The following is a 21418-nucleotide window of genomic DNA, read 5'->3' as shown; positions in this document are numbered from 1 at the left end:
GCAGGCGGGGGTTGACACTCCAGCACGGCCCCGTGCCACGCTTCGAAGGTGCGGTCGAGCCTGTACGAGTTCGCCGGCGGGGCGCCCGCCTTCCTCGCCCTGGCCCGTGCTCACCACGTTCGCTGCCTGGCCGACCCGCTGCTCAGCCACCCCTTCTCCCACCCCGGCCAGCACCCCGAGCACATCGACCGCCTCGGGCTCTACTGGGCCGAGGTGCTCGGCGGCCCGCCGCGCTACTCCGTGGGCTGCGGCGGCGACCAGTCGTCGATGCTGCGGCTGCACGCCGGCCACGGCGAGGGCATGGTCGAGCTCGGCCAGATCTTCGTCGAGTGCTTCGTCGCTGCCCTCGACGACGCAGACCTGCCGGACGACCCGGAGTTCCGCGCGGCGATGCGCGCCTACATGGAGTGGTCGGTGGCCGACATGGACACCCTCAACCCGGAGGGCTCCACGGTGCCCGAGGGGCTGGGTATGCCGCGCTGGGACTGGGACGGCCTCGTCCGCGCCTGAACGGAGCCATACCGGCGCACCCTCCCCGCCCTCCCCCGAGTCCCCCGCCCTCCCGCGAGTGTTTGAGCGGTTGACCGGTCAGGACCGGGTCAACCGCTCAAAGACCAGCGTTCGGCGGCAAGAGTGGGGGTCAGCCGAGGGCGGCGACGACCTGGTCGGCGGCGGCATACGGGTCCGTGGAGCCGTCCACGACCTGCGCGGCCAGCTCGTCCACACCGTTGCCGTGCCTCAGGTCGCCCATCTTCGCGCGCAGCTGCTGCAGGGCGATCGACTCGATCTCGTCGCCGGCCCGGCGGACCCGGCGCTCGCGCAAGGTGCCGGTCTCCTCCATCCAGGCGACGTGCTTGTCCAGCGCCTCCATGACCTCGTCGATGCCCTGCCCCTGCTGGGCGACGGTCTTGACGACGGGCGGTCGCCACAGGTGAGGCTCGGTGCGGTCGCCGAGGGAGATCATGTGGCGGATGTCGCGGACCGTGGCGTCGGCGCCCTCGCGGTCAGCCTTGTTGACGACGAAGACGTCACCGATCTCGAGGATGCCCGCCTTGGCCGCCTGGATGCCGTCACCCATGCCGGGCGCGAGCAGGACGATGGTCGTGTCGGCAAGACCCGCGACCTCGACCTCGGACTGCCCGACACCGACGGTCTCGATGAGGACCACGTCGCAGCCGGCGGCGTCGAGGACGCGTAGCGCCTGAGGCGTGGTCCACGAGAGGCCGCCGAGGTGGCCACGGCTGGCCATGGAGCGGATGTAGACCTCGGGGTCGAGCGCGTGGTCCTGCATCCGGACGCGGTCGCCGAGAAGGGCGCCTCCGGAGAACGGCGACGACGGGTCCACCGCGAGGACCCCGACCCGCTGACCTCGAGCGCGGAACGCTGCGACGAGGGCATTGGTCGAGGTGGACTTGCCCACGCCGGGGCTGCCGGTGATGCCGATGATGTGCGCGGTGCCGCTGTGCGGGGCCAACGCCGCCATGACCTCGCGGAGAGCGGGGTGGGCGTCCTCGACGAGGCTGATCAGGCGGGCGACGGCGCGAGGCGAGCCTGCCCTGGCCGACTCGACCAGGGCAGGGACGTCGACGGTGCGGGGAGCCAAGGTCAGGCGGTCTTCGGCACGCGCACGATGAGCGCGTCACCCTGGCCGCCACCGCCACAGAGCGCGGCCGCGCCGACGCCGCCGCCGCGCCGCTTCAGCTCGAGCGCGAGGTGCAGGGCGATGCGGGCACCGGACATGCCGATCGGGTGGCCGAGCGCGATGGCGCCCCCGTTGACGTTGACCTTGTCGACGTCGATGCCGAGCTCCTTGGCGGAGGCCAGGCCGACGGCGGCGAACGCCTCGTTGATCTCCACGAGGTCGAGGTCGGCAGCCGAGATGCCCTCGCGCTCGCAGGCCTTCGCGATGGCGCGGGCCGGCTGCTGCTGGAGCGTCGAGTCGGGGCCGGCGACCATGCCGTGTGCGCCGATCTCGGCGAGCCAGGTGAGGCCGAGCTCCTCGGCCTTCGCCTTGCTCATGACAACGACCGCGGCGGCGCCGTCGCTGATCTGGCTGGCGGAACCGGCGGTGATGGTGCCGTCCTTGGAGAACGCCGGGCGCAGCTTGGCGAGCGAGTCGGTGGTGGTGTCGGCGCGGATGCCCTCGTCGGTCTTGAACTCGATCGGGTCGCCCTTGCGCTGCGGGATGGAGACCGGCACGACCTCGTCGTCGAAGAGGCCGTCCTTCCAGGCACGGGCGGCCAGCTGGTGGCTGCGTGCGGAGAACTCGTCCTGCTGCTCGCGCGTGAACTGCTGGTCACCGGTGTTGGCCTGCTCGGTCAGCAGCCCCATCGCCTGGTCGGTCAAGGCGTCCCACAGGCCGTCGAAGGCCATGTGGTCGCGCATCGTCACGTCGCCGTACTTGTAGCCCTCACGGGACTTCTCGAGCAGGTGCGGCGCGTTGGTCATCGACTCCTGCCCACCGGCGACGACGACGTCGACCTCACCCGCGCGGATCAGCTGGTCGGCCATGGCGATGGCGTTGATGCCGGAGAGGCAGACCTTGTTGATCGTCAGCGCCGGGACGTTCATCGGGATGCCGGCCTTCGCGGCTGCCTGGCGGGCGGGGATCTGGCCCGCACCGGCCTGCAGCACCTGGCCCATGATCACGTAGTCGACCTGCTCGGCGGAGACGCCGGACTTGTCGAGCGCGCCCTTGATGGCGACGGCGCCGAGGTCTGCGCCGGAGAAGCCCTTGAGCGACCCCAGGAGGCGGCCCATGGGGGTACGCGCGCCCGCGACGATGACGGAAACAGGACGGTCGGACATGGTTCAAGCCTCCAGCGCCATTGGTGTGGTTCGACCGCCACTCTAGTCCGGCTCGCCGCGTGCGAGACGGCCTGGTCGGGTGGCCCTGCCCACACCCGGGAGTGCCGCCGTATGGGCGCGCCCCATGGGTGCTCGCTCCGTGCCCTCAAGGGAGCTCCGTGCCCTCAAGGGACTGGCTGCAGGTCCGAGCGCGCCCGGGACTCCACGGTGATCGTCACCGATCCACCCAGCGCATCCAGGAGTGGGCCGACCCAGGGCAGCTCGGCCTCGCCCTGAAGCCGGACGACGGCGGTCTCCCCGTCGGGGCTGCCGCTCCCCGCGGCGACCTCCCAGCCCAGCATGCCGACCGGCAGGGGACGGTCCTGCAGGTAGGCCGTCGCGGTTCGCACGACCGTGTCGTCGCTGACGGCCACGGACGTCCCGAGCCCGTTGCGGTAGGCGGCCACATCGAGGGAGTCGGCGGCGTCGAGCGCCGCACCGTCGGCGGCGTCCAGCAGCCGCATCCGGGACAGCTGGGCCGACGTCACCGCCATGGTCCCGACGATGAGCAGCATCGCCACCACGGCGAACCCGAGGATGAGGATGCTCACCTGCCCTGCCTCCTCCCCCGCCCGGCGACGCTCCACGCCGCGTGCCGCCACACGCCCCACGCCGCGCACCACGCCGCGCCGGACCCGGACTGCACCCACGGCCCTCGGCGCCCGGCTCGTGACGCGCCAGGCGCTGGGCTGGAGGGCGCCGGCCGGCTGCGCCCTACGCCCCATGGTCACGGCGCCTCCTTGAACCGGTCGACGACGCCGACGTGGGTCGCGGAGACGGGCACCTCCAGAGGCACGACGTCGCGCGCGAAGACGGGTACGAAAGGCAGCGGCACCCGCACCGTCGTCTGCACCTCGACGCGTCCTTCGGGCCGCAAGCACGGGTCGCCGTCGCACCCCAGGCTCACGGTGCCGTCGGCGGGCAGGAAGCCCTGGTCCTCCAAGGCGAGCTGCGCGGCGGCACGGGCGCGGGGCTCGGCGGAGTCCTCGGACGTCGCCGTGACGAAGCCCCGCGCTCCTTCGCGGGCCGCGGTCGACGCGGCATACGCCCCGGCCTGGAGGCGGGCCAAGGTCATCACGAGGTAGATCAACGGCACGAGCAGCAGCACCCCGAGGAAGACGAACTCGACGAGGGCGCTGCCGCCCTCACCACGACGAGCTGCGCGCGCCAGGGTCCGCCGCAGGCACAGGATCACTGGTCCTCCAGGAACGCGTGGCCCACGACGTCGAGGGCACGGTCGGGGCCGAGCGGACCGAGCACGGGAAGGGGCGCGGTCACGCGTACGGCGACGACCCGCACCCCATCGACGACGACCACGTCGGCGGTCACGTCCTGCGCGAAGCGCGGGGACATGGACTGTCCGATGAGCTGTCTGGTCCGAGCGACACCGTCGGCCGGGTCTGCACCCGCACGCGCTCCCACGCGGGCGCCCTCGGAGGCACAGGAGATCAGCGTGTTGCGGATGTGGAGGGCGAGCCCCACCTGGAACACCGCGACGAACAACACGGCGACCAGCCCCGACACCATGGCGAAGTCGGCCACGGCAGCGCCGGACTCCCGGCCCGGGTGGCTGCAGCGCTCCGGCGCCCGCCCCATCGGTCAGGGACCCGTGACGCTGGTCATCGCTCGGGAGAACAGAGACCGCAGCTGTTCGTCCGCGACGGTCCACAGCACGGCGACGAGCCCGGCGGTCATGAGCGTGATCATCACCCAGCCGGGGACGTCACCCCGTTCGCTGCGCCGGACGGAGGCCTCGAGCGCGAGCTGGGCGCGGGTGAGCGCGCGGGTCAGGACTGTCATCAGTCTTCCTTTCGTGGAGGCTTGGGGCGCATGGCATGGGGCTCGAGGGTGCTCAGAGGGAGAACCGCAGGAACGAGAACCCCGGGTAGACGGCGAAGAGCACGGTGACCGGCAGCACCAGGAAGACGACGGGGACCATCATCGCGATCTCCTTCTTGCCGCCCGCCTCCATCACCGCCCGGCGTCCCGTCTCGCGGACGTCCTGGGCCTGGGCGCGGAGGACGTCGGCGAGCGGGGTGCCGCGTTCGACCGCGATGACCATGCCGTCGACGAACCGGGCCAGGCTCACCAGACCGGTCCGATCGGCGAGGCCCTGCAGCGCGGTGGGCAGGTTGGCCCCAGCGCGGGCATCCGCCAGGCAGCGCCCGAGCTCGGCAGACAGCTCCCCGTGGGAGAGCCGGCACACGCGTTCCAGTGCCCCGACGGCACCCTCCCCGGCGCCCACGGCGAGCGCGAGCAGCTCTGCGATGGTGGGGAACTCGACGAGCATCCGCTCCTCGCGGCGGTTGGCCTCGCGGCTCAGCCACTGGTCGCGGGCCACCACGCCGACTCCCGCGCCGACGAACGTGACCACGGCGGCAGGCACGACCGAGCCGTGGTCGCCGAGCCACAACAACCCGCCGACGAACAGGCCGACCACGAGGCCGACCGCGCCCCACAGGACCTGCTCGGCCCGGAACCGTTCGACGTCGGGCGCGTGGCCGGCTCGTTGGAGCCGTCGGCGCACCGATGCCGAGCCTCCGAGGACACGCTCGACCCGACGCCCGAGGTCGGCAACCACGGGGTGCACGAGCACCCCCAGGGCGCTGGTGCCGCCGACCGGGCGGGTGGACAGCAGTCGCGAGGGGCGTGGCGCGTCGCGCAGGTAGGGCAGCACCCGCTGGTCGAGCGTCGCACGGCGGTTGCGCGGGGCGCCGGCCCAGACGAGCACGAGCCCGAGACCCAGTCCCAGCCCTGCCGCGGCCCCGGACCACGAGACGGGCAGGCCTCCCAGCCACGCAGTCATCGCAGCACCCGCTCGTCCTCGGGCAGGCGGCCGATGTGGATCATGAGCCGGTACGCCACCACCGACACCGCACCCCCGGCGAGCAGGACGCCTGCGCCCGTGGCACTGCTGTAGGCGCCCACCGACTCCGGTCTGGTGCACAGCATGCCCAGGACGATCCAGGGCGCGGAGACCGCCAGGCGGGCGGCGTTGACCGTCCAGCCCTGCCTGGTCTCGAGCTCGGCGCGCGTCCGGCTGTCCTCGCGCAGGAACGTGGACAAGGTCCGCAACAGGCGGCCGAGGTCGCTGCCCCCCACCTCACGGGCGATGCGCAGCGACTCCACGAGGCGGTCACCTACCGGGTCGCTCAGCCGTTCCTTGAGCGCGTCGAGGCTCTCGTGGAACCTCCCCGTCGCGCGGTAGTCCTCGGCGAACGCCTCGAAGGCCGGACGCAGCTCCTCGGGCCCACGCCGGCCCAGCTGCACCAGCGCCTCCGGAAGGGCCAGGCCGGCGCGGACCGCGGACGCGATGTTGTCGACCGCGTCGGGCCACAGCTCACGAAGGCTGGCTCGCCGCCGCCGGGCGCGCATCCGCACGAGGGCAACCGGCGCGTACCCGGCCATCGCAGCGAAGCACAGGGCCACCGGCGCAACCCCGGTCATGGCGAACACGGTCACCAGGACGAGGGAGAACGCCACGACGCACCCCGTCATGAGCGCCCGAGGGCCCATCGTCGCGTACCCGGCCTGGACGAGCTGGTCCGCGAGGCGGTCGCCGACCGAGGGTCGCCGGGACTCGGGCCGCGAGGGGGCAGGGACCCACGCCGACCACCAGATGCAGAACACGCCGCACCCGAGCAGCAACCCGAGCAGGCTGCCGGTCACGTGCAGCTCGGCGAGGGGGTTCACGGCGCTCACTCCTGCGCCAGCAGGGCGGCCACGTCGTACCCCGCTCGGCGGAAGCGCTCCGGGTGCGGGGGAAAGCCGTCGGCGCGACGCAGCACCCCATCGCGCTGCACGAACAGGTCCGCGGTCTCGACGACGTCACCCTCCACGCGCCCGGGCACCGCGACGACCTCACGGACCCGGCGCACCCCGTCGTGCTCGAGGGCGGCGTGGACGACGATGTCGATGGAGCCGGCCACCGTGGGGACGACGAAGCGGCTGCCGACGTTCTCGCCGGCCAGCAACGGCAGGGTGCACATCTTCGTGATCGCCTCGCGCGCACTGTTGGCGTGGATCGTGCACATGCCCGGAAGCCCGCTGTTGAGGGCGATCAGCAGGTCGAGGCTCTCGGCCTGGCGCACCTCGCCGACGATGATGCGCGACGGCCGCATGCGTAGCGCTTCCTTGACCAGTCGTCGCAGCGGGATCTCGCCGGTGCCCTCGAGGCTCGGCTGGCGGCACTGCATCGAGGCGACGTCGCGCAGCGGGATCTTCAGCTCGAAGACCTCCTCGCAGGTGACGACGCGCTCACGCGCAGGGATCGCCGAGCTGAGGCAGTTGAGCAGGGTGGTCTTGCCGGCCTGGGTGCCGCCGGCCACGAGGATGTTGAGGCCGGACGCGACCGCAGCCCCGAGGAAGGCGGCCGCCTGCGGGGTGAGGGTGCCCAGCCCCACGAGGTCGCCGAGGTGCGAGGCGCGCACGACGAACTTGCGGATGTTGACGTTCCAGTGCGCGCGCGTGATGTCCGGGATGACGACGTGCAGGCGGGAGCCGTCGGGCAGCACCGCGTCGACGAACGGGCTGGAGAGGTCGACCCGGCGCCCGCTCGTCTTGAGCATCCGCTCCACCAGGTCGCGCACCCCGTCGGCGGTGAGGAACGTCGTCGTCAGCTCGGCGACGCCACCGCGGGCGATGAACACCTTGGTCGGCTCGTTGATCCAGATCTCCTCGACCTCGGGGTCGTCGAAGTACTGCTGCAACGGCCCGAAACCCGCGACGGCGTCGACGACCGACTTCACCGCGTCCTCGATGTCGGGCAGCGTCGGCAGCCCGCCGTGCAGCGACCGCTCGTCGTAGTCCGCCACCGCGTCACGCACGAGCCGGTCGAGCTGGCGCACGTCGCGGACCGGGTCGAGACCTGACCGCCTGATCAGCTCCCGCACCTCGGACTCCACGGTCATGACCGCGTCCGTCATCGTCCCTTCCCCCTGTGCCACTGAGCTCCGACGGCGCTGGGCCGTCGTCCCCGAACTCGGATGTCAGCGCATACTAGGGCGAATCACCACACCGCGCCCGCCGTGATCCACAGGGGTGGAAAACCGGGCCGCGGCGTCGGCCCCGCTCCCTACCGTCGCGGCATGCGACTGCACCTCACCGTGGCCTACCGGGCCGGCGCGCCGCCGTGGTCCACGGACGGCGACACCGGCGGCGTGCACGAGGTCGAGGTGCAGGCCCCCGAGGGGTGCACGACCCGCGAGCTGGTGCGCGCCCTCGCGGCACCCGAGGACCCACACGTCGACCGAGTCCTGGCGGTCTCCGGGACGGTCGTGGACGACGAGGCGGTCGTCGGTCTGCCACCGCTGGTCGACGGTGCCGCGCTCGTGCTGACCACCGCCGACGACCCGAGGCTGGCCGCCGCCAGCACGTCGAGCAGCCGTCCGCGGACACCGGTCACCGTCGCCGTGACCCACGGGCCGGACGCGGGCCACGTGCGCGAGCTGCCGGTCGGGCGACACCTCGTCGGCCGCTCCCCCGCCGCCCACCTGCGGCTCGACGACGGGGGGTTGTCCCGGTTGCACGCGGAGATCGAGGTGGGGCCCGACGGCGTCACCGTACGGGACCTCGGCTCGACGAACGGGTCGCTGCTCGACGGCCGTCGGCTCGGCGAGGTGGCCGTCACCTTCACTGCCGGATCGGCGCTGGCCGTGGGCGCGAGCAGCCTCGTGCTCGGGGTGCGACCGAGCATCCCCGCGGCAACCATGAGAAGGGCTGACGGCACCCGCGCCGTCAACCGCCGGCCACGGGTCCGCGACGACCAGGCCGCGCCTGCCCTCGCCCTGCCGACCCCGCCATCACCTCCCCGCCCTCTCCGGGTGCCGTGGGTGGCGGTGCTGCTGCCGATACCGGTGGCGGGCGTGATGGCGGTGTTCCTCGGCCCGACGATGCTGGCGTTCGCCCTCATGGGTCCGGTCATCATGGTCGGGAGCGCACTGAGCGACCGCTGGGGCGCGCGACGGACCCATGAGGCACAGCTGGCGAACCACGCCACCTTGCTGCGGGAGGCACAGGGGCGCGTCAACGATGCCTGCGCCACCGAGGTGCGCGCCGCCAGGCGGTCCCACCCCGACCCCGCAGCACTGCTGGCGCTCGCCTCCGGCCCCGCCGACCGGTTGTGGGAGCGCTGCGCCGCCGACGCCGACCTGCTCACCGTGGCCATCGGCCGGTGCACGCGGCCGGCCCGGGTGCGCGTCATGCGGCCTCCTGGGGAGGACGGCCCCGAGCACCCCACGCTGCACGATGCACCCTGCACGGTCCCCCTGGACGCGGTCGGCGTGCTCGGGGTGTGCGGCGACGTCGCGTCACGATCGCCGGTGGCCCGGCAGGTCGTGGGCCGGCTCGTGACGCTGGCTTCACCCCACGACCTCGAGCTGGCAGTGGTGACCTCCGACGCCGACGCCTCCGAGCGGTGGGGATGGCTGCTGCGGCTCCCCCACCTCCGCACCGCCGACGGCGGCGTACGTCCGGCGGCGACCGGTACGGCGCCGGCCACGCCAGGATCACAGGACACCGCCGCGGTGTGCTTCGCGACGTTGGCGGACATCGTGCGAACCCGGCGGGCGCAGCTGGCGACGAGCCCCGGCCGGACGGGACCGTGGTCCGGTTCGCGCGTCCTGCTGGTGGTCGACGGCGCCGCCCGGTTCCGGGGCAACCAGGAGCTCGGGACGATCCTCGCGGATGGTCCGGCCGTCGGCGTGGTGACCCTGGCCCTCGACCGCGACGGGACCCGCCTGCCCGCGGAGGCCCGGGCGGTGCTCGCGGTCGGTGGTGGAGAGCCACCGCTGCTGGACCTCGGCGGACACCGACACCAGGACCTCGTCCTCGACGGCGTGGGCGCCTGGTGGAGCGACAGGCTGAGCCGCTCGCTCGCCGGGTTGCGCGACGCCAGCCCTGTGGCAGCGGCGCTGGCCCTCCCGACCTCCGCCGGGCTGCTCCCCCTCTGCGACCTCACGCCCGCCACGTCCGGAGCGCAGGAGGGGCACGTCGACCCGAGCGTGCTCGCAGCCCGGTGGCAGCGCACGCCGCACCGTACCGACGTCCCCCTGGGCGTCAGCGGCGGCGAGCCGCTGCGGGTCGACCTCGCGACCGACGGGCCGCACGTCCTCGTGGCCGGCACCACCGGCGCGGGCAAGTCCGAGCTGCTGCGGACCCTCGTCGCCAGCCTCGCGCTCCACCACCGCCCCGAGCACCTGTCCCTGGTGCTGGTCGACTACAAGGGCGGGGCCGCGTTCCGCGAGTGCGCCGACCTGCCGCACGTGGCGGGTGTCGTCACCGACCTCGACGGCTCCCTCGCCGACCGCGCACTGAGGTCGCTCACCGCCGAGCTCACCCGGCGCGAGCGCCTGCTGGCAGCGGCGGGCGCGAGCGACTTCGTCGCCTACCAGGGCAGCGAAGCCGGCCGTCGGACACCGCTCGCGAGGCTCGTGGTGGTCATCGACGAGTTCCGGGCCCTTGCCGAGGAGCTGCCGGCCTTCGTCGACGGGCTCGTCCGGCTCGCTGCCCTCGGCCGCTCCCTCGGCATCCACCTCGTCCTCGCAACCCAGCGCCCGGCCGGCGTCGTGACCGCCGACATCAAGGCCAACGTCAACCTGCGCATCGCCCTCCGGGTGCGGGACCGGGCCGACTCCGAGGACGTCATCGACGCCCCCGATGCGGCGTCCCTCGACCAGTCCCTCCCGGGGCGCGCCTTCGCCCGCGTGGGCGGCGGCGGCCTCGTCCGCTTCCAGGCGGCGCACGTCGGACGACCGGTGACGCGGCAGACCCTGGCCGGACCCCGGGTCCGTCCGCTCGGACTCGGCGCGGCCTCACCGCCCTGGCCGTGCGCGGGTACGGACGAGGCACCGACAGAGCTCGCGGCCGTCGTCGCAGCCGTACGGGGCGCCAGCGACCTGCTGCTCGCGTCGCCCCCGCCCGCGGCGTGGTTGCCGCCGTTGCCCACCCACCTCGACCACGCCGAGCTCCTCGGGGCGGCACCGGAGAGGCCGCGCGACGTGCAGGCGGGGACGCCGCACCGCAGCTACCGGGTACCGCTGGGTCTTGTCGACCGTCCCGACACCCAGTCGCAGGAGCATCTCGACCTCGACCTCCGACGGCCGGGTCACTGGGCCTTTGTCGGCTCGGCCGGCAGCGGCCGCACCAACGCCCTGCTCACGGCCGCGCAGGCCCTCGCCGCGCGACGTGGCCCTACCGAGCTGCACCTGTATGCCGTGAGCGGCGGCAGCCTGTCGCCCCTCACCGCCCTTCCACAGCTGGGCGCACACGTCGAGTGGACCGACAGTGCAAGGCTCGGACGTCTCGTCGACCGGCTTGCCGCTGAGGTCGCGCGCCGTCGAGAAGCATTGCAGTCACAGGGTTACAGCTCCATGCAGCACTGGTGGGACGCAGACGACGTAGACGACGCAGACGACGCACCACCGCCGCTGGTCGTGCTCGTCGACGACTGGGACCTGCTCGTCCACCACACCGACGCAGCCGGGATCAGCGGGGGCGTGCCGGCGCTGGGCACCTTGGCCGACCGGCTCCTCGCGGTGCTGAGGGAGGGCGACGGCCTGGGCCTGACCGCGCTCCTCTCCGGCGACCGGTCCCTGCTCGTCGGACGCGGAGCGGCAGCAGCCGCTCACCGCGTGGTACTGCGACTCACCGATCGTGGCGACGCAGCCGTCGCCGGTGTGCCGGAGTCCATGACCAGCGCGGCCATCCCGCCCGGCCGGGGGCGGCTGCACGACCGCGCGGAGGTCCAGCTCGCACTTCCCCCGACCGTCGAGCCCCAGCGCACGACACGTGCCGGGGGACGCCTCCCGTGGCGGGTCGACGCCCTCCCCGACCGCCTCGGCGCGGACGACCTGGACCGCACCGGCACGCCTGCGGGGGCACTCGCGGTGGGCGCCGGAGGGGACGAGGGGCAGACCCTGAGCCTGCGGCCCGGGACGCACGGACGGCGCTGGCTGGTCGCCGGTGCGCGGGGCGCGGGAGTGTCCACGACGCTTCTCCACCTGGCCCAGGAGCTGCTGCGCCAGCAGCACACGGTGGCCGTCGTCTCGCCGCGGTCGGGGCCCCTCGACGTCCTGCGCCAGGACGACCGCATCGCCTGGTGCGGGGCGGACCCCGAGGCCCTCGTCGTGGCCCGTCGCCGCAACCCCTGCCTCGCAGTGGTCGTCGACGCCGGCGACGAGCTGCTCGACCACCCCGTCGAACAGGTGCTGCGGGAGGTCCTCCTCCTGGTCGACCGCGACGAGGGGTTGGTGGTCGTGGGTGCTGACGCGGCAGCCCTGTCGGCGATGTACCGCGGCGTGGTGGTCGAGGTCGCCCGCCACCGCACCGGCGTGCTCCTCGGCGCCGCGTCCGCCGCCCAGGGCGGGGTGCTCGGCACACGAGTCCCCGTGGACCGTGGCGCAGGCCCCGGTCGGGGCCACCTCGTGCTCCGCGGGGAGGTCACGCCGTTGCAGGTCGCCCTCCCGACCGCCCGGCCCTCGGGGCCGGCAGCCGCTCAGCCGTCCGGGCCGGCAACCGCTCAGCCCTCCGAGCCAGCGACCGGCCGCACTCCGGGGCCAGCGACCGCCGGCGCTCCGGGGGCGACGAGAGCCGCGCCCGGGTAGCGTCGACCCGTGCCCACCGCCACGACCCTGGACTCCCTCGGCGACGAGAAGTTCGTCTCGCTCACGACCTTCCGCAAGAACGGTGTCAGGGTCCCCACCCCGGTCTGGATCGGGCGTGACGGCGACGCCCTGGTGGTGACGACCCCGGCCGGCAGCGGCAAGGTCAAGCGCCTGCGCAACAACAACGTGGTCGAGCTGCAGCCCTGCAACCGGCGCGGCGCCGTCGATGACGACGCCCCCACGGTGACCGCCGTGGCCGAGGTCGTCGAGGGGGACGGCGTCATGCGCCGGCTCGACGAGGTGCTCCGGCCCAAGTACGCCCTCGAGTACCGCATCGTGATGGGTATGGAGCGCCTCCTGCGACGGGGCAGCCCTCAGCGCGTGATGCTGCGCATCACCCCGGGCACCACCACCGCGGGCTGAGCTACGCCTGGGTCGGTTCGGTCGTGTCCGCGCGGACCGCCGCGACGATGCCGACGACGGCGACCACACCGACCAGCAGGGCCACCACGAGGCGGTCGGCCTGGAAGAGGCTCCAGGCGACGGGCAGCAACAGCAGGTTCCAGACGATGGTCGGCGTGTTCGGCCAGCTGGCGCCCCGCCACCACCCACGCGCGAGCGCTCCGATGCCGACGGCGAAGACGAGGATCAGCAGGGCTGACATGACCACCCGCGTGGGGTCGTCGCCGGCACCCTGCACCAGCTCGACGAGGTAGAAGACCACGAAACCCACGAGTGAGAGCGCCTGCAGGGCGCACACCGCCGCGGCGACGTCCCGCGCGGTGTCACGCCCACGGCGTACCGGGTGTCGCTCGCCTTGACCCTCGACAGGGTCGTAGGGGAGGTCTGGCGACGCGGGCTTGTCGTTCACGTCCGCAAGGCTAGTCACGGCCGCCGGTCGTGAGGCCACCCATCGGCGGCGGGGCAGCGATGGGGACCTACGTCCCGGGACATCTGCGACATTCGGGGCCAGGCCAAGGTCTGCCAAGGGGCAATCGGGGGCAATGTGACCAAAACCTCACCGTCACGCGCCGGTTGCATCGGCCAAGAGGTCCCCAAAAGCGTCTCGATCTGTGAGGCTGGAACAGAAACATGAGACGGGCCGTTGGCAGAACTGTGTCCGGCCCCCCAGAATGACTAGTCACACATGTTTCACCGTGGCGAAACCAGGTCGGCTAGGCTAGCCGGTCGGCCCCGCGGCCACGAGAAGTCCCCCTGCACACCCCGCAATGACGCGCCGTGCCCCGAGGCCCGTCATCCCTGGGCTCCCGAGCCGGCGCAACCCCCTGCACACCAAGGAGCACGATCCATGGACTGGCGCGACCGCGCTGCCTGCCTCGACGAGGACCCCGAGCTGTTCTTCCCCATCGGGAACACCGGCCCGGCGATCCTGCAGATCGAGGAGGCCAAAGCTGTTTGCCGACGCTGTGAGGTCGTCGACACGTGCCTGAAGTGGGCCATCGAGTCCGGTCAGGACGCCGGCGTCTGGGGCGGCATGTCCGAGGACGAGCGCCGCGCCCTCAAGCGGCGCAACGCCCGCGCCCGCCGCGCCGGCTGAGGCCCCACCACCCCACACCTCCCGTGCCCCGGGACGCGGACCCCGCGACCTGGGGCACATTCGTGCGTGCCGGCGACCCGCGGAGCCGCCCCCGGCCGCCTGAAGCAGGAAGCGCGGCCAGCCGCAGGGAGCCGCTGGCGGCCTACGAGCCGTCGCGGCCCAACGGACGCAGCCGTGCGACGAACCGCGCCCGCGTCCCGTGCGGCTCGGCCTTCTCCCAGGCGATGCGGCCGCGCAGGTCCTGCACGAGCGACTCCACGATCTGGGTGCCGAGGCCGGAGGTGCCGGGCCGGAAGTCGGACGGCAGCCCCACCCCGTCGTCGCTGATCGTCACCGACAGCAGCTCGTCACCCCGGTCGTCGGTGGACCGCTGGGCCTCCACGCAGATCGTGCCCTCGGCGGAGCCGGTGAACCCGTGCTCGACCGCGTTCTGCACGAGCTCGGACAGGATCATCGCCATCGCGGTGGCGTCCTCGGCACGCAGCTTGCCGAACGAGCCGACGACCTTGGTCGAGATGGGGTGCTCGACCTTGGCCACCTCGGTGATGGCCTGCAGCCCGCGCACGGCGATGTCGTCGAACTCCACCACCTCGTCGAACCCCTGGCTGAGCGTCTCGTGCACCAGGGCGATCACACCGACCCGGCGCACCGCCTCCTCCAGGGCCACCCGCCCGGCCTCCCCCTCGGGAAGCCGCCGGGCCTGCAGCCGCAGCAGCGCTGCCACGGTCTGGAGGTTGTTCTTCACCCGGTGGTGGATCTCGCGGATCGTGGCGTCCTTGGTCATCAGCTCGCGCTCGCGGCGGCGCAGCTCGGAGACGTCACGCAGCAGCAGCAGGGCGCCGACGCGCTGGCCGCCCTCGGTGAGGGGTATGGCGCGCATGGAAACGCTCGACCCGCGGGAGCTCACCTCGGTGCGCCACGGCGCGCGGCCGGTGACCACGACGGCCAGCGACTCGTCGACCGGGGACTCGTCGCGCAGCAGGTCGGCGATGACCTTGGCCAGCAGCTCACCGATGACGTCGCCGACGTGGCCGAGGCGGTGGATCGCCGACAGCGCGTTGGGGCTGGCGTAGGAGACGACCCCGTTGACGTCGAGGCGGATCACGCCGTCACCGACCCGGGGTGCGCCGCGACGCTGCCCGGTCGGTGCGGAGACGTTGGGGAACTCCCCCGCGGCGATCATCCGGGCGAGGGCGTCGGCCAGGGCCTGGTAGGTCAGCTCGAGCCGGCTCGGGGTGCGCATCGCGGCGAGGTTGGTGTGGCGGGTGATGACCGCCAGCGCCCTTCCCGCCTTGACCACCGGGATGGCCTCCTCGCGAACGGGCATGTCCTCGCGGAAGATGGGGTCGCGCTCGCGCACGATGCGCCGGTCGGCATACGCCTGGTCGAGCAGCGACTGCCGCCCACGGTGCGTGCGCCGGCCGACGACGTCCTCGAAGAACACCATCTGGCCGGTGGTGGGGCGCACGTGCGCGACGGCGAGCCAGCCCTCGAGGCCACCCGGGACCCACAGGACGAGGTCGGCGAACGACAGGTCGGAGATGAGCTGCCAGTCCCCCACGAGGAGCTGCAGCCACTCCACCTCGCCCGGGGCGAGGTCGGTCGACGCGTGGAGCACCTCGTTCAACGTGGGCACGCACGCAGCCTAGGTCAGGAGGGCGCGACCTCGTCGCCGAGGGCCACCCGGCCCGGCTCGACCACCTGGGCGTAGACACCGGCCATCAGCCCGTGCTGCTCGGACACCACCCGCAGCATGTCCCTGCGCGCTGCCAGCCCCACCTGCGCGACCCCGACCATGCGGCAGCGCTGGGTCGTCCCGGTGACGCGCAGCCGCACCCCACCCACGGTGACCTCATGGCCGACCCAGGCGTCCTCGGCGTACGGCTCGTCGGTCTCCACGACGAGGTTGGCCCGCAGGTGACGGGGGTCGAGCACGCGGCCGTCACCCTCGTGGCGGCCGAGCTCGGCGAGGGTGGCGGTGCCCACCAGGGAGACCGCGGCGGCGTCCTGGTGGGGTACGCCGTCCTCCCGCCCGAGCCGGACGGGCTCACCGAAGTGGGCCGACAGGACCTCGTCGGTCGCGGGGTGACCGGCCACGAGCTCGGTGCCGTCGGGGCGGGTGACCACGACATCGCCACCCTCCCGGCGCGCGACGAGGGCGAACACCGGGTCCATGCGGCGGAACCGGCGCGTGTGCTTGCCACTCGCGAGCTTGCCCGCCGCGTCGTACACCGCCCAGTCCCGGTCGCCGACGACTCCGTGCGCGGCGACGTCGAGGCCGGACGCGGCGACGCCACCCATCGACTTCACGGGGAAGCACTGCAGCGCCACGACGGCACCCGAAGGAGCCTTGTCAGGAGACGTCGTCACGAGGTGGCGGCTCCCGAGCGGATGACCGAGCGCAGGGTGCGCAGGGCGACCGAGAGCGCCGCGATGTTGGGCTTGTCGAGCCGCTCGATGCCCGAGAGCGCCGTCGTGGCGCGGGTCAGTGACTCGGCGTTGGCGCGCGCCCACTGCTGGTAGCGCTCGACGGGGGCGCCGCCCGACGTCGACGCGTCCATGACGGAGCGCACGAGGCTCTCGAGCACCGCGTAGAGGTCGTCGCGCAGGGCCCCACGGGCGAGGGCGTCCCAGCGGTCGTCACGCGGCAGGTTGGTGACGCGCGTGAGCATGGCGTCGATCCCGAACTTCTCCGACAGCACGAAGTAGAGCGACGCGATGTCGGAGGGCTGCTCCCCCGTGTCGGTCGCGATGTCGACGATGTCGAGCAGCGAGAACTGGTCGAGCAGGCTCGCCGAGCGCAGCGCGAGCTCCTCCGGCACACCACGCTTCTCGAGCTTGGAGGCGTTGCGCTGCAGGCGCTTCAGCTCCGCGCCCTGCAGCAGCTCGGGGATCCTCGGGGCGAACTCGCGCGCCACGGCACCGAAGCGGGCCACCTCGCTGGCGACGTCGAGCCGCGAGGGCCGCGAGGTGAGGAACCAGCGGATCGAGCGGTCGATGAGACGGCGGAACTCGAGGTAGAGCTGGCTCTGCACGTCGGTCGCGACGACGTTGTCGAGCTCCTCGACCTCGCGCACGAAGCTCGGCAGGTCGAAGATCTCGCGGCAGACGACGAACGCGCGGGCGATCTGCTCCGGCGTCGCACCCGTCTCCTCCATCGCGCGGAAGGCGAACGTGATGCCACCGCGGTTGACCATCGAGTTGACCACCGAGTTGGTGATGATCTCGCGACGCAGCGGGTGGTCGGCCAGCTCCCCGGCGAACTGCTCACGCAGCGCGGGCGGGAAGTAGTCGGTCAGCGTCTGCTGGAACCACGGGTCGTCCGGCAGCTCGGACGGTAGCAGGTCCTCCTTGAGCGCGAGCTTGGCGTAGGCGACCAGCACCGAGAACTCGGGCGACTTCAGGCCCAGGCCCTCCTGGTGGCGCCGGTCGATCTCGCTGTCGCCCGGCAGGAACTCCAGCCCGCGGTCGAGGTCGCCGCGCTCCTCCAGCCAGTGGATGAGCCGCGCGTGGACCGGGAGCATCGGGTGCTCCTGCGCCCGGGCGTTGCCCAGCAGGACGTTCTGCTCGTAGTTGTCGCGCAGCACCTGGGCGGCGACGTCGTCGGTCATCGACGCGAGCAGGGTGTTGCGCTGCTTGAGCGTCATGTCACCGCTGCGGACCAGGTCGGTGAGCAGGATCTTGATGTTGACCTCGTGGTCGGAGGTGTCGACCCCGGCCGAGTTGTCGATGGCGTCGGTGTTGACGCGCACGCCGTGCAGCGACGCCTCGATGCGGCCGAGCTGGGACAGGCCGAGGTTGCCGCCCTCGCCGACGACCTTGCAGCGCAACGCGTTGCCGTCGACGCGGATGGCGTCGTTGGCCCGGTCGCCGATGTCGGCGTTGGACTCGCTGCCTGCCTTGACGTAGGTGCCGATGCCGCCGTTCCACAGCAGGTCGACCGGGGCCTGGAGGATCGCCTTCATGAGCTCGGCCGGCGTCATCGACGTCGTGCCGTTGGGCAGGCCCAGCGCCTGGGTCATCTCGGGCGTGACGCGGACCGCCTTGAGCGACCGGTCGAACACACCGCCGCCCGCGCTGATGAGCGAGCTGTCGTAGTCGGCCCACGAGGACCGCGGCAGGTCGAACAGCCGCTTGCGCTCCGCAAAGCTCGACGCCGCAACGGGATCCGGGTCGACGAAGATGTGGCGGTGGTCGAACGCCGCCACGAGCCGGATGTGCTCCGAGAGCAGCATGCCGTTGCCGAAGACGTCGCCGCTCATGTCGCCGATGCCGACCGCGGTGAAGTCCTGCGTCTGGGTGTCCACGCCCATCTCGCGGAAGTGGCGCTTCACCGACTCCCAGGCGCCCCGGGCGGTGATGCCCATGGCCTTGTGGTCGTAGCCGGCCGAGCCGCCGGAGGCGAACGCATCGTCGAGCCAGAACCCGTAGGACTGGGCGACGCCGTTGGCGATGTCGGAGAAGGTGGCGGTGCCCTTGTCGGCGGCGACCACGAGGTAGGAGTCGTCCTCGTCGTGGCGGACCACCGAGGCAGGCGGGACGATCTCGCCGCCGACGCGGTTGTCGGTGAGGTCGAGCAGGCCGGAGATGAACACCTTGTAGGAGCCGATGCCCTCGGCCAGCCAGGCGTCGCGGTCCACCGACGGGTCGGGGAGCTGCTTGGCGTAGAAGCCGCCCTTGGAACCGGTGGGCACGATGACGGCGTTCTTGACCATCTGCGCCTTGACGAGCCCCAGCACCTCGGTGCGGAAGTCCTCTCGCCGGTCCGACCAGCGCAGGCCGCCTCGCGCGACGGGCCCGAAGCGCAGGTGCACGCCCTCGACCCGCGGCGAGTAGACGAAGATCTCGAACTGCGGCCGTGGCGCGGGCAGGTCGGGCACCTTCTTGGGGTTGAGCTTGATCGACACGTACGGCTTGTCGCGGCCGTCGGCGTCGGCCTGGTAGAAGTTCGTCCGCAGCGTCGCCGTGATGACCCCCAGGAACGCCCGGATGATCCGGTCGTGGTCGAGGGAGCGCACCTCGTCGAGGTCCTTGGTGATCTCCTCGCACAGCGCGCCCTGCGCGGCCTCGCGCTCGGGGCCGGCAGCGGCGCCGTACCGGGGGTCGAAGCGCGCCTCGAAGAGGGCGACGAGGCGCCCGGCGAGCCGCAGGTTCTGCACGAGGGCCGACTCGACGTAGTCCTGGGAGAACGTCGACCCGGTCTGGCGCAGGTACTTGGCGACCGTGCGCAGGATGACGACCTGCCGCCAGGTCAGCCCGGCACCGAGGACGAGCGCGTTGAACCCGTCGGACTCGGCCCGGCCGTTCCACACGGCGTCGACAGCGTCCTGGAACAGGTCGCGCAGCCGGTCGCGGCCACCCTCGCCGGACCAGATCTTGTCGTTGCGGACCCGCAGGCCGAAGTCGTAGACCCACAGGTCGACGCCGTCGGAGCGGTGCACCTCATAGGGTCGCTCGTCGACGACCTCGACCCCCATGTGGGTGAACATCGGCAGCACCTGGGTCAGCGACAGCGGGCTGCGGCGGTAGAGCTTGAAGCGGCGCTCGTGGGCGGGGGCGCCGGGCTCCTGGTACATGTTCAGGCCCGTGGCGTCCTCGTCGTCCAGGGCGTCCATGTGCCTGATGTCGACGACCCCGACGCGTGAGGAGAAGTCCTCCTTGTAGGCCTCGGGGAACGCGCGGCCGTACAGACCGCTCAGCCGGCCGGCGACCTCCTCACCGTGCTCCGCACGGGCGGCCTCGTTGAGGTCCTCCTCCCACGTGCGGGTCGCGTCGACGAGCTGGCGCTCGAGCACCGCCTCGTCGACCTCGGGGATCGACTCCCCGGAGGGCACGCGCACGACGAAGTGCAGCCGGGCGAGCACCGACTCCGAGACGCGCGTGGTGTAGTCGACCGTCGCGCCCGGGAACGCCCTGCGCAGGATGGCGTCCATCTTCAGCCGCACCGCGGTGTTGTAGCGGTCGCGCGGGATGTAGACGAGGCAGGAGACGAAGCGGCCGAAGCGGTCGCGGCGCAGGAAGAGCTTGGTCTTGCGACGCTCCTGGAGGTGCAGCACCTCCGTCGCGTTGTCGTAGAGCGACTCCTCGTCGGCCTGGAACAGCTCGTCGCGCGGGTAGGTCTCGAGGACCTCGAGCAGGTCCTTGCCCGAGTGGCTGTCGGGCAGGAAGCCGGTGCGCCGGAAGACCGCCTCCACCTTGTCGCGCAGCACCGGCACGCGGGTGACCGACTCGGTGTAGGCGCTGGAGGTGAACAGGCCCAGGAAGCGCTTCTCCCCCGTCACCTCGCCCGCGTCGTCGAACTGCTTGACGCTGACGTAGTCGAGGTAGGTGTTGCGGTGCACGGTCGCCCGCGAGTTGGCCTTGGTGATGACGAGCAGCTCGGGGGCGCGCGCCACCGTGCGTGCCTGCTCGCTGAGCCGTACACCCGCACCTGTGGGGTCGTAGCGCAGCAGCCCCAGCCCGGTGCCGTGCACGGCCTGCAGGGTGTCGGCCTCGCCACCGTGGTGCAGGGCGTACTCGCGGTAGCCGAGGAAGGTGAAGTGGTTGTCGTCGAGCCACTCGAGCAGGCCCTTGGCCTGGGCCACCTCCTCGGGTGGGATGCCGTGCGGCGGGTGGGTGGTGAGCTCGTCCGCGACCCGGCCGCACATGGCCTTCATCTTCGGCCAGTCCTCGACCGCCTCGCGGACGTTGGCCAGCACACCGCGCAGCCCGTCCGCGATCGCCTGCAGGTCGTCCTCGTTGCTGTCGCGGTCGATCTCGAGGTGCATCCACGACTCGCGCACCTGACCGAAGCCACCGCCGTCACCGCGCCCCTCGAGGCCGTCGCCGTTGCCGAGGAGCACCTCCTCGAGCTCGCCGGCGGCGTCGCGGCGTACGCGCATCGTCGGGTGCACCACGAGGTGGACCGCACGGTCGGTGCGCTGGAGCTCGGCGCTGACGGAGTCGACGAGGAACGGCATGTCGTCGGTGACGACCTGCACGACGGTGTGCCCGCTCGTCCAGCCCTGCTCGGCGAGCTCGGGGTTGAACACGTCGACCTTCGCCGTGCCGACCGGCCTGCTGCGCGCGAGGTCGCGGTGCGCGAGCGCCGCGCCCAGCAGGTCCTCGGGCGCGCGGGCCAGGAGGTCCTCGGTGGCGACGTGGCGGTAGTAGGCCTGCAGGAACTGCTCGACCTCACCCCCACCGTGCTCCACGCGCTCCGCTGCGGAGTGCAGAAGTTGCTGACGGGACTGCTCCAGCGACGCAGACATGCTTGTGGTCGTCATCCTCACGGGGTCGTCGTGCATGCTCGGCGCACGTCGTTGTGCACCGGCTCGAGACTATCGCCCGGGACAGCCGCCGGGGACAGGGCCGCAGAACCCGTCGGCTCCCCGAGTGGCGCAATACATCGGTGCACGTCAAAGTATGTGGT

General features: G+C 72.5%; 17 protein-coding genes. 4 read left to right on the top strand and 13 right to left on the bottom strand.

Annotated features, from left to right (window positions below):
* The first annotated feature begins 48 nt into the window (after positions 1-48).
* Positions 49-510 (top strand): oxidoreductase, encoded by a 462-nt coding sequence (locus ASG70_RS04535; protein ID WP_056882628.1) that lies wholly within the window; start codon positions 49-51, stop codon positions 508-510.
* 130 nt (positions 511-640) lie between these two features.
* Here the strand turns inward: ASG70_RS04535 and meaB are convergent, their stop codons facing one another.
* From meaB to ASG70_RS04490, 9 genes are all read right to left on the bottom strand, one after another.
* Positions 641-1603: a methylmalonyl Co-A mutase-associated GTPase MeaB gene (gene meaB / locus ASG70_RS04530; RefSeq protein ID WP_056882627.1), complete on the bottom strand. Its 963-nt coding sequence runs from the start codon at positions 1601-1603 to the stop codon at positions 641-643.
* 2 nt (positions 1604-1605) lie between these two features.
* Complete coding sequence (locus ASG70_RS04525; RefSeq protein WP_056882626.1) at positions 1606-2808, bottom strand: acetyl-CoA C-acetyltransferase; 1203 nt, start codon at positions 2806-2808, stop codon at positions 1606-1608.
* Positions 2809-2972: 164 nt separating this feature from the next.
* A complete protein-coding gene (locus ASG70_RS04520) occupies positions 2973-3572 on the bottom strand; it encodes a pilus assembly protein TadG-related protein (protein ID WP_156399824.1) in 600 nt (199 codons plus the stop codon).
* A gap of 2 nt (positions 3573-3574) precedes the next feature.
* A complete protein-coding gene (locus ASG70_RS04515) occupies positions 3575-4042 on the bottom strand; it encodes a TadE/TadG family type IV pilus assembly protein (protein ID WP_235531333.1) in 468 nt (155 codons plus the stop codon).
* On the bottom strand, positions 4039-4443 hold the full coding sequence (locus ASG70_RS04510; RefSeq protein WP_082590085.1) for a TadE family protein: 405 nt from the start codon (positions 4441-4443) through the stop codon (positions 4039-4041). Before ASG70_RS04510 ends, ASG70_RS04515 begins: the two co-directional genes overlap by 4 nt.
* 3 nt (positions 4444-4446) lie before the next feature.
* Positions 4447-4647, bottom strand: coding sequence for a hypothetical protein (locus ASG70_RS04505; protein WP_200949184.1), 201 nt, complete (start codon positions 4645-4647; stop codon positions 4447-4449).
* A 52-nt stretch (positions 4648-4699) separates the two neighbouring features.
* Positions 4700-5653, bottom strand: coding sequence for a type II secretion system F family protein (locus ASG70_RS04500; RefSeq protein ID WP_200949183.1), 954 nt, complete (start codon positions 5651-5653; stop codon positions 4700-4702).
* Positions 5650-6516, bottom strand: a complete 867-nt coding sequence (locus tag ASG70_RS04495; RefSeq protein WP_056882749.1) for a type II secretion system F family protein — start codon at positions 6514-6516, stop codon at positions 5650-5652. The genes ASG70_RS04500 and ASG70_RS04495 overlap by 4 nt, the downstream gene beginning before the upstream one ends.
* A 29-nt stretch (positions 6517-6545) precedes the next feature.
* Positions 6546-7772 carry a CpaF family protein gene (locus ASG70_RS04490; protein ID WP_056882625.1) on the bottom strand — a complete coding sequence of 409 codons (1227 nt, stop codon included), beginning with the start codon at positions 7770-7772 and terminating at the stop codon, positions 6546-6548.
* A gap of 162 nt (positions 7773-7934) precedes the next feature.
* Between ASG70_RS04490 and ASG70_RS04485 the strand changes: the two genes are divergently transcribed.
* On the top strand, positions 7935-12449 hold the full coding sequence (locus tag ASG70_RS04485; protein ID WP_056882624.1) for an FtsK/SpoIIIE domain-containing protein: 4515 nt from the start codon (positions 7935-7937) through the stop codon (positions 12447-12449).
* Positions 12450-12458: 9 nt separating this feature from the next.
* A complete protein-coding gene (locus ASG70_RS04480; protein ID WP_200949182.1) occupies positions 12459-12872 on the top strand; it encodes a PPOX class F420-dependent oxidoreductase in 414 nt (137 codons plus the stop codon).
* A 1-nt stretch (position 12873) separates the two neighbouring features.
* Here the strand turns inward: ASG70_RS04480 and ASG70_RS04475 are convergent, their stop codons facing one another.
* Positions 12874-13320, bottom strand: coding sequence for a hypothetical protein (locus tag ASG70_RS04475; protein WP_235531332.1), 447 nt, complete (start codon positions 13318-13320; stop codon positions 12874-12876).
* Between the two features lie 438 nt (positions 13321-13758).
* Between ASG70_RS04475 and ASG70_RS04470 the strand changes: the two genes are divergently transcribed.
* The gene (locus tag ASG70_RS04470) at positions 13759-14007 is read left to right on the top strand and encodes a WhiB family transcriptional regulator (RefSeq protein WP_056882623.1); all 249 of its coding nucleotides are present in this window, start codon (positions 13759-13761) and stop codon (positions 14005-14007) included.
* A gap of 142 nt (positions 14008-14149) precedes the next feature.
* On the opposite strand, the gene ASG70_RS04465 is transcribed toward ASG70_RS04470, so the two are convergent.
* Genes ASG70_RS04465 through ASG70_RS04455 form a run of 3 tightly spaced genes read right to left on the bottom strand, consistent with a single transcriptional unit; the run spans position 14150 to position 21257 of the window.
* Complete coding sequence (locus ASG70_RS04465; protein ID WP_056882622.1) at positions 14150-15643, bottom strand: sensor histidine kinase; 1494 nt, start codon at positions 15641-15643, stop codon at positions 14150-14152.
* Positions 15644-15657: 14 nt separating this feature from the next.
* Complete coding sequence (locus ASG70_RS04460) at positions 15658-16377, bottom strand: MOSC domain-containing protein (RefSeq protein ID WP_156399812.1); 720 nt, start codon at positions 16375-16377, stop codon at positions 15658-15660.
* A complete protein-coding gene (locus tag ASG70_RS04455; protein WP_056882746.1) occupies positions 16374-21257 on the bottom strand; it encodes an NAD-glutamate dehydrogenase in 4884 nt (1627 codons plus the stop codon). Before ASG70_RS04455 ends, ASG70_RS04460 begins: the two co-directional genes overlap by 4 nt.
* Positions 21258-21418: the final 161 nt, after the last annotated feature.

Source organism: Phycicoccus sp. Soil748 (assembly GCF_001428025.1).
In the GTDB taxonomy this organism is placed as follows: domain Bacteria; phylum Actinomycetota; class Actinomycetes; order Actinomycetales; family Dermatophilaceae; genus Pedococcus.
The sequence above is the reverse complement of the archived record's forward strand: the minus strand, read 5'-3'. Positions and strand labels throughout refer to the sequence as shown.

Excerpts from the sequence above, each read along its gene's own strand:
- ASG70_RS04525 (WP_056882626.1), bottom strand. The coding sequence starts at position 2,808 with ATGTCCGACCGTCCTGTTTCCGTCATCGTCGCGGGCGCGCGTACCCCC.
- ASG70_RS04520 (WP_156399824.1), bottom strand. The coding sequence starts at position 3,572 with ATGGGGCGTAGGGCGCAGCCGGCCGGCGCCCTCCAGCCCAGCGCCTGG.
- ASG70_RS04510 (WP_082590085.1), bottom strand. The coding sequence starts at position 4,443 with ATGGGGCGGGCGCCGGAGCGCTGCAGCCACCCGGGCCGGGAGTCCGGC.
- ASG70_RS04505 (WP_200949184.1), bottom strand. The coding sequence starts at position 4,647 with ATGACAGTCCTGACCCGCGCGCTCACCCGCGCCCAGCTCGCGCTCGAG.
- ASG70_RS04500 (WP_200949183.1), bottom strand. The coding sequence starts at position 5,653 with ATGACTGCGTGGCTGGGAGGCCTGCCCGTCTCGTGGTCCGGGGCCGCG.
- ASG70_RS04490 (WP_056882625.1), bottom strand. The coding sequence starts at position 7,772 with ATGACGGACGCGGTCATGACCGTGGAGTCCGAGGTGCGGGAGCTGATC.
- ASG70_RS04485 (WP_056882624.1), top strand. The coding sequence starts at position 7,935 with ATGCGACTGCACCTCACCGTGGCCTACCGGGCCGGCGCGCCGCCGTGG.
- ASG70_RS04470 (WP_056882623.1), top strand. The coding sequence starts at position 13,759 with ATGGACTGGCGCGACCGCGCTGCCTGCCTCGACGAGGACCCCGAGCTG.
- ASG70_RS04455 (WP_056882746.1), bottom strand. The coding sequence starts at position 21,257 with ATGTCTGCGTCGCTGGAGCAGTCCCGTCAGCAACTTCTGCACTCCGCA.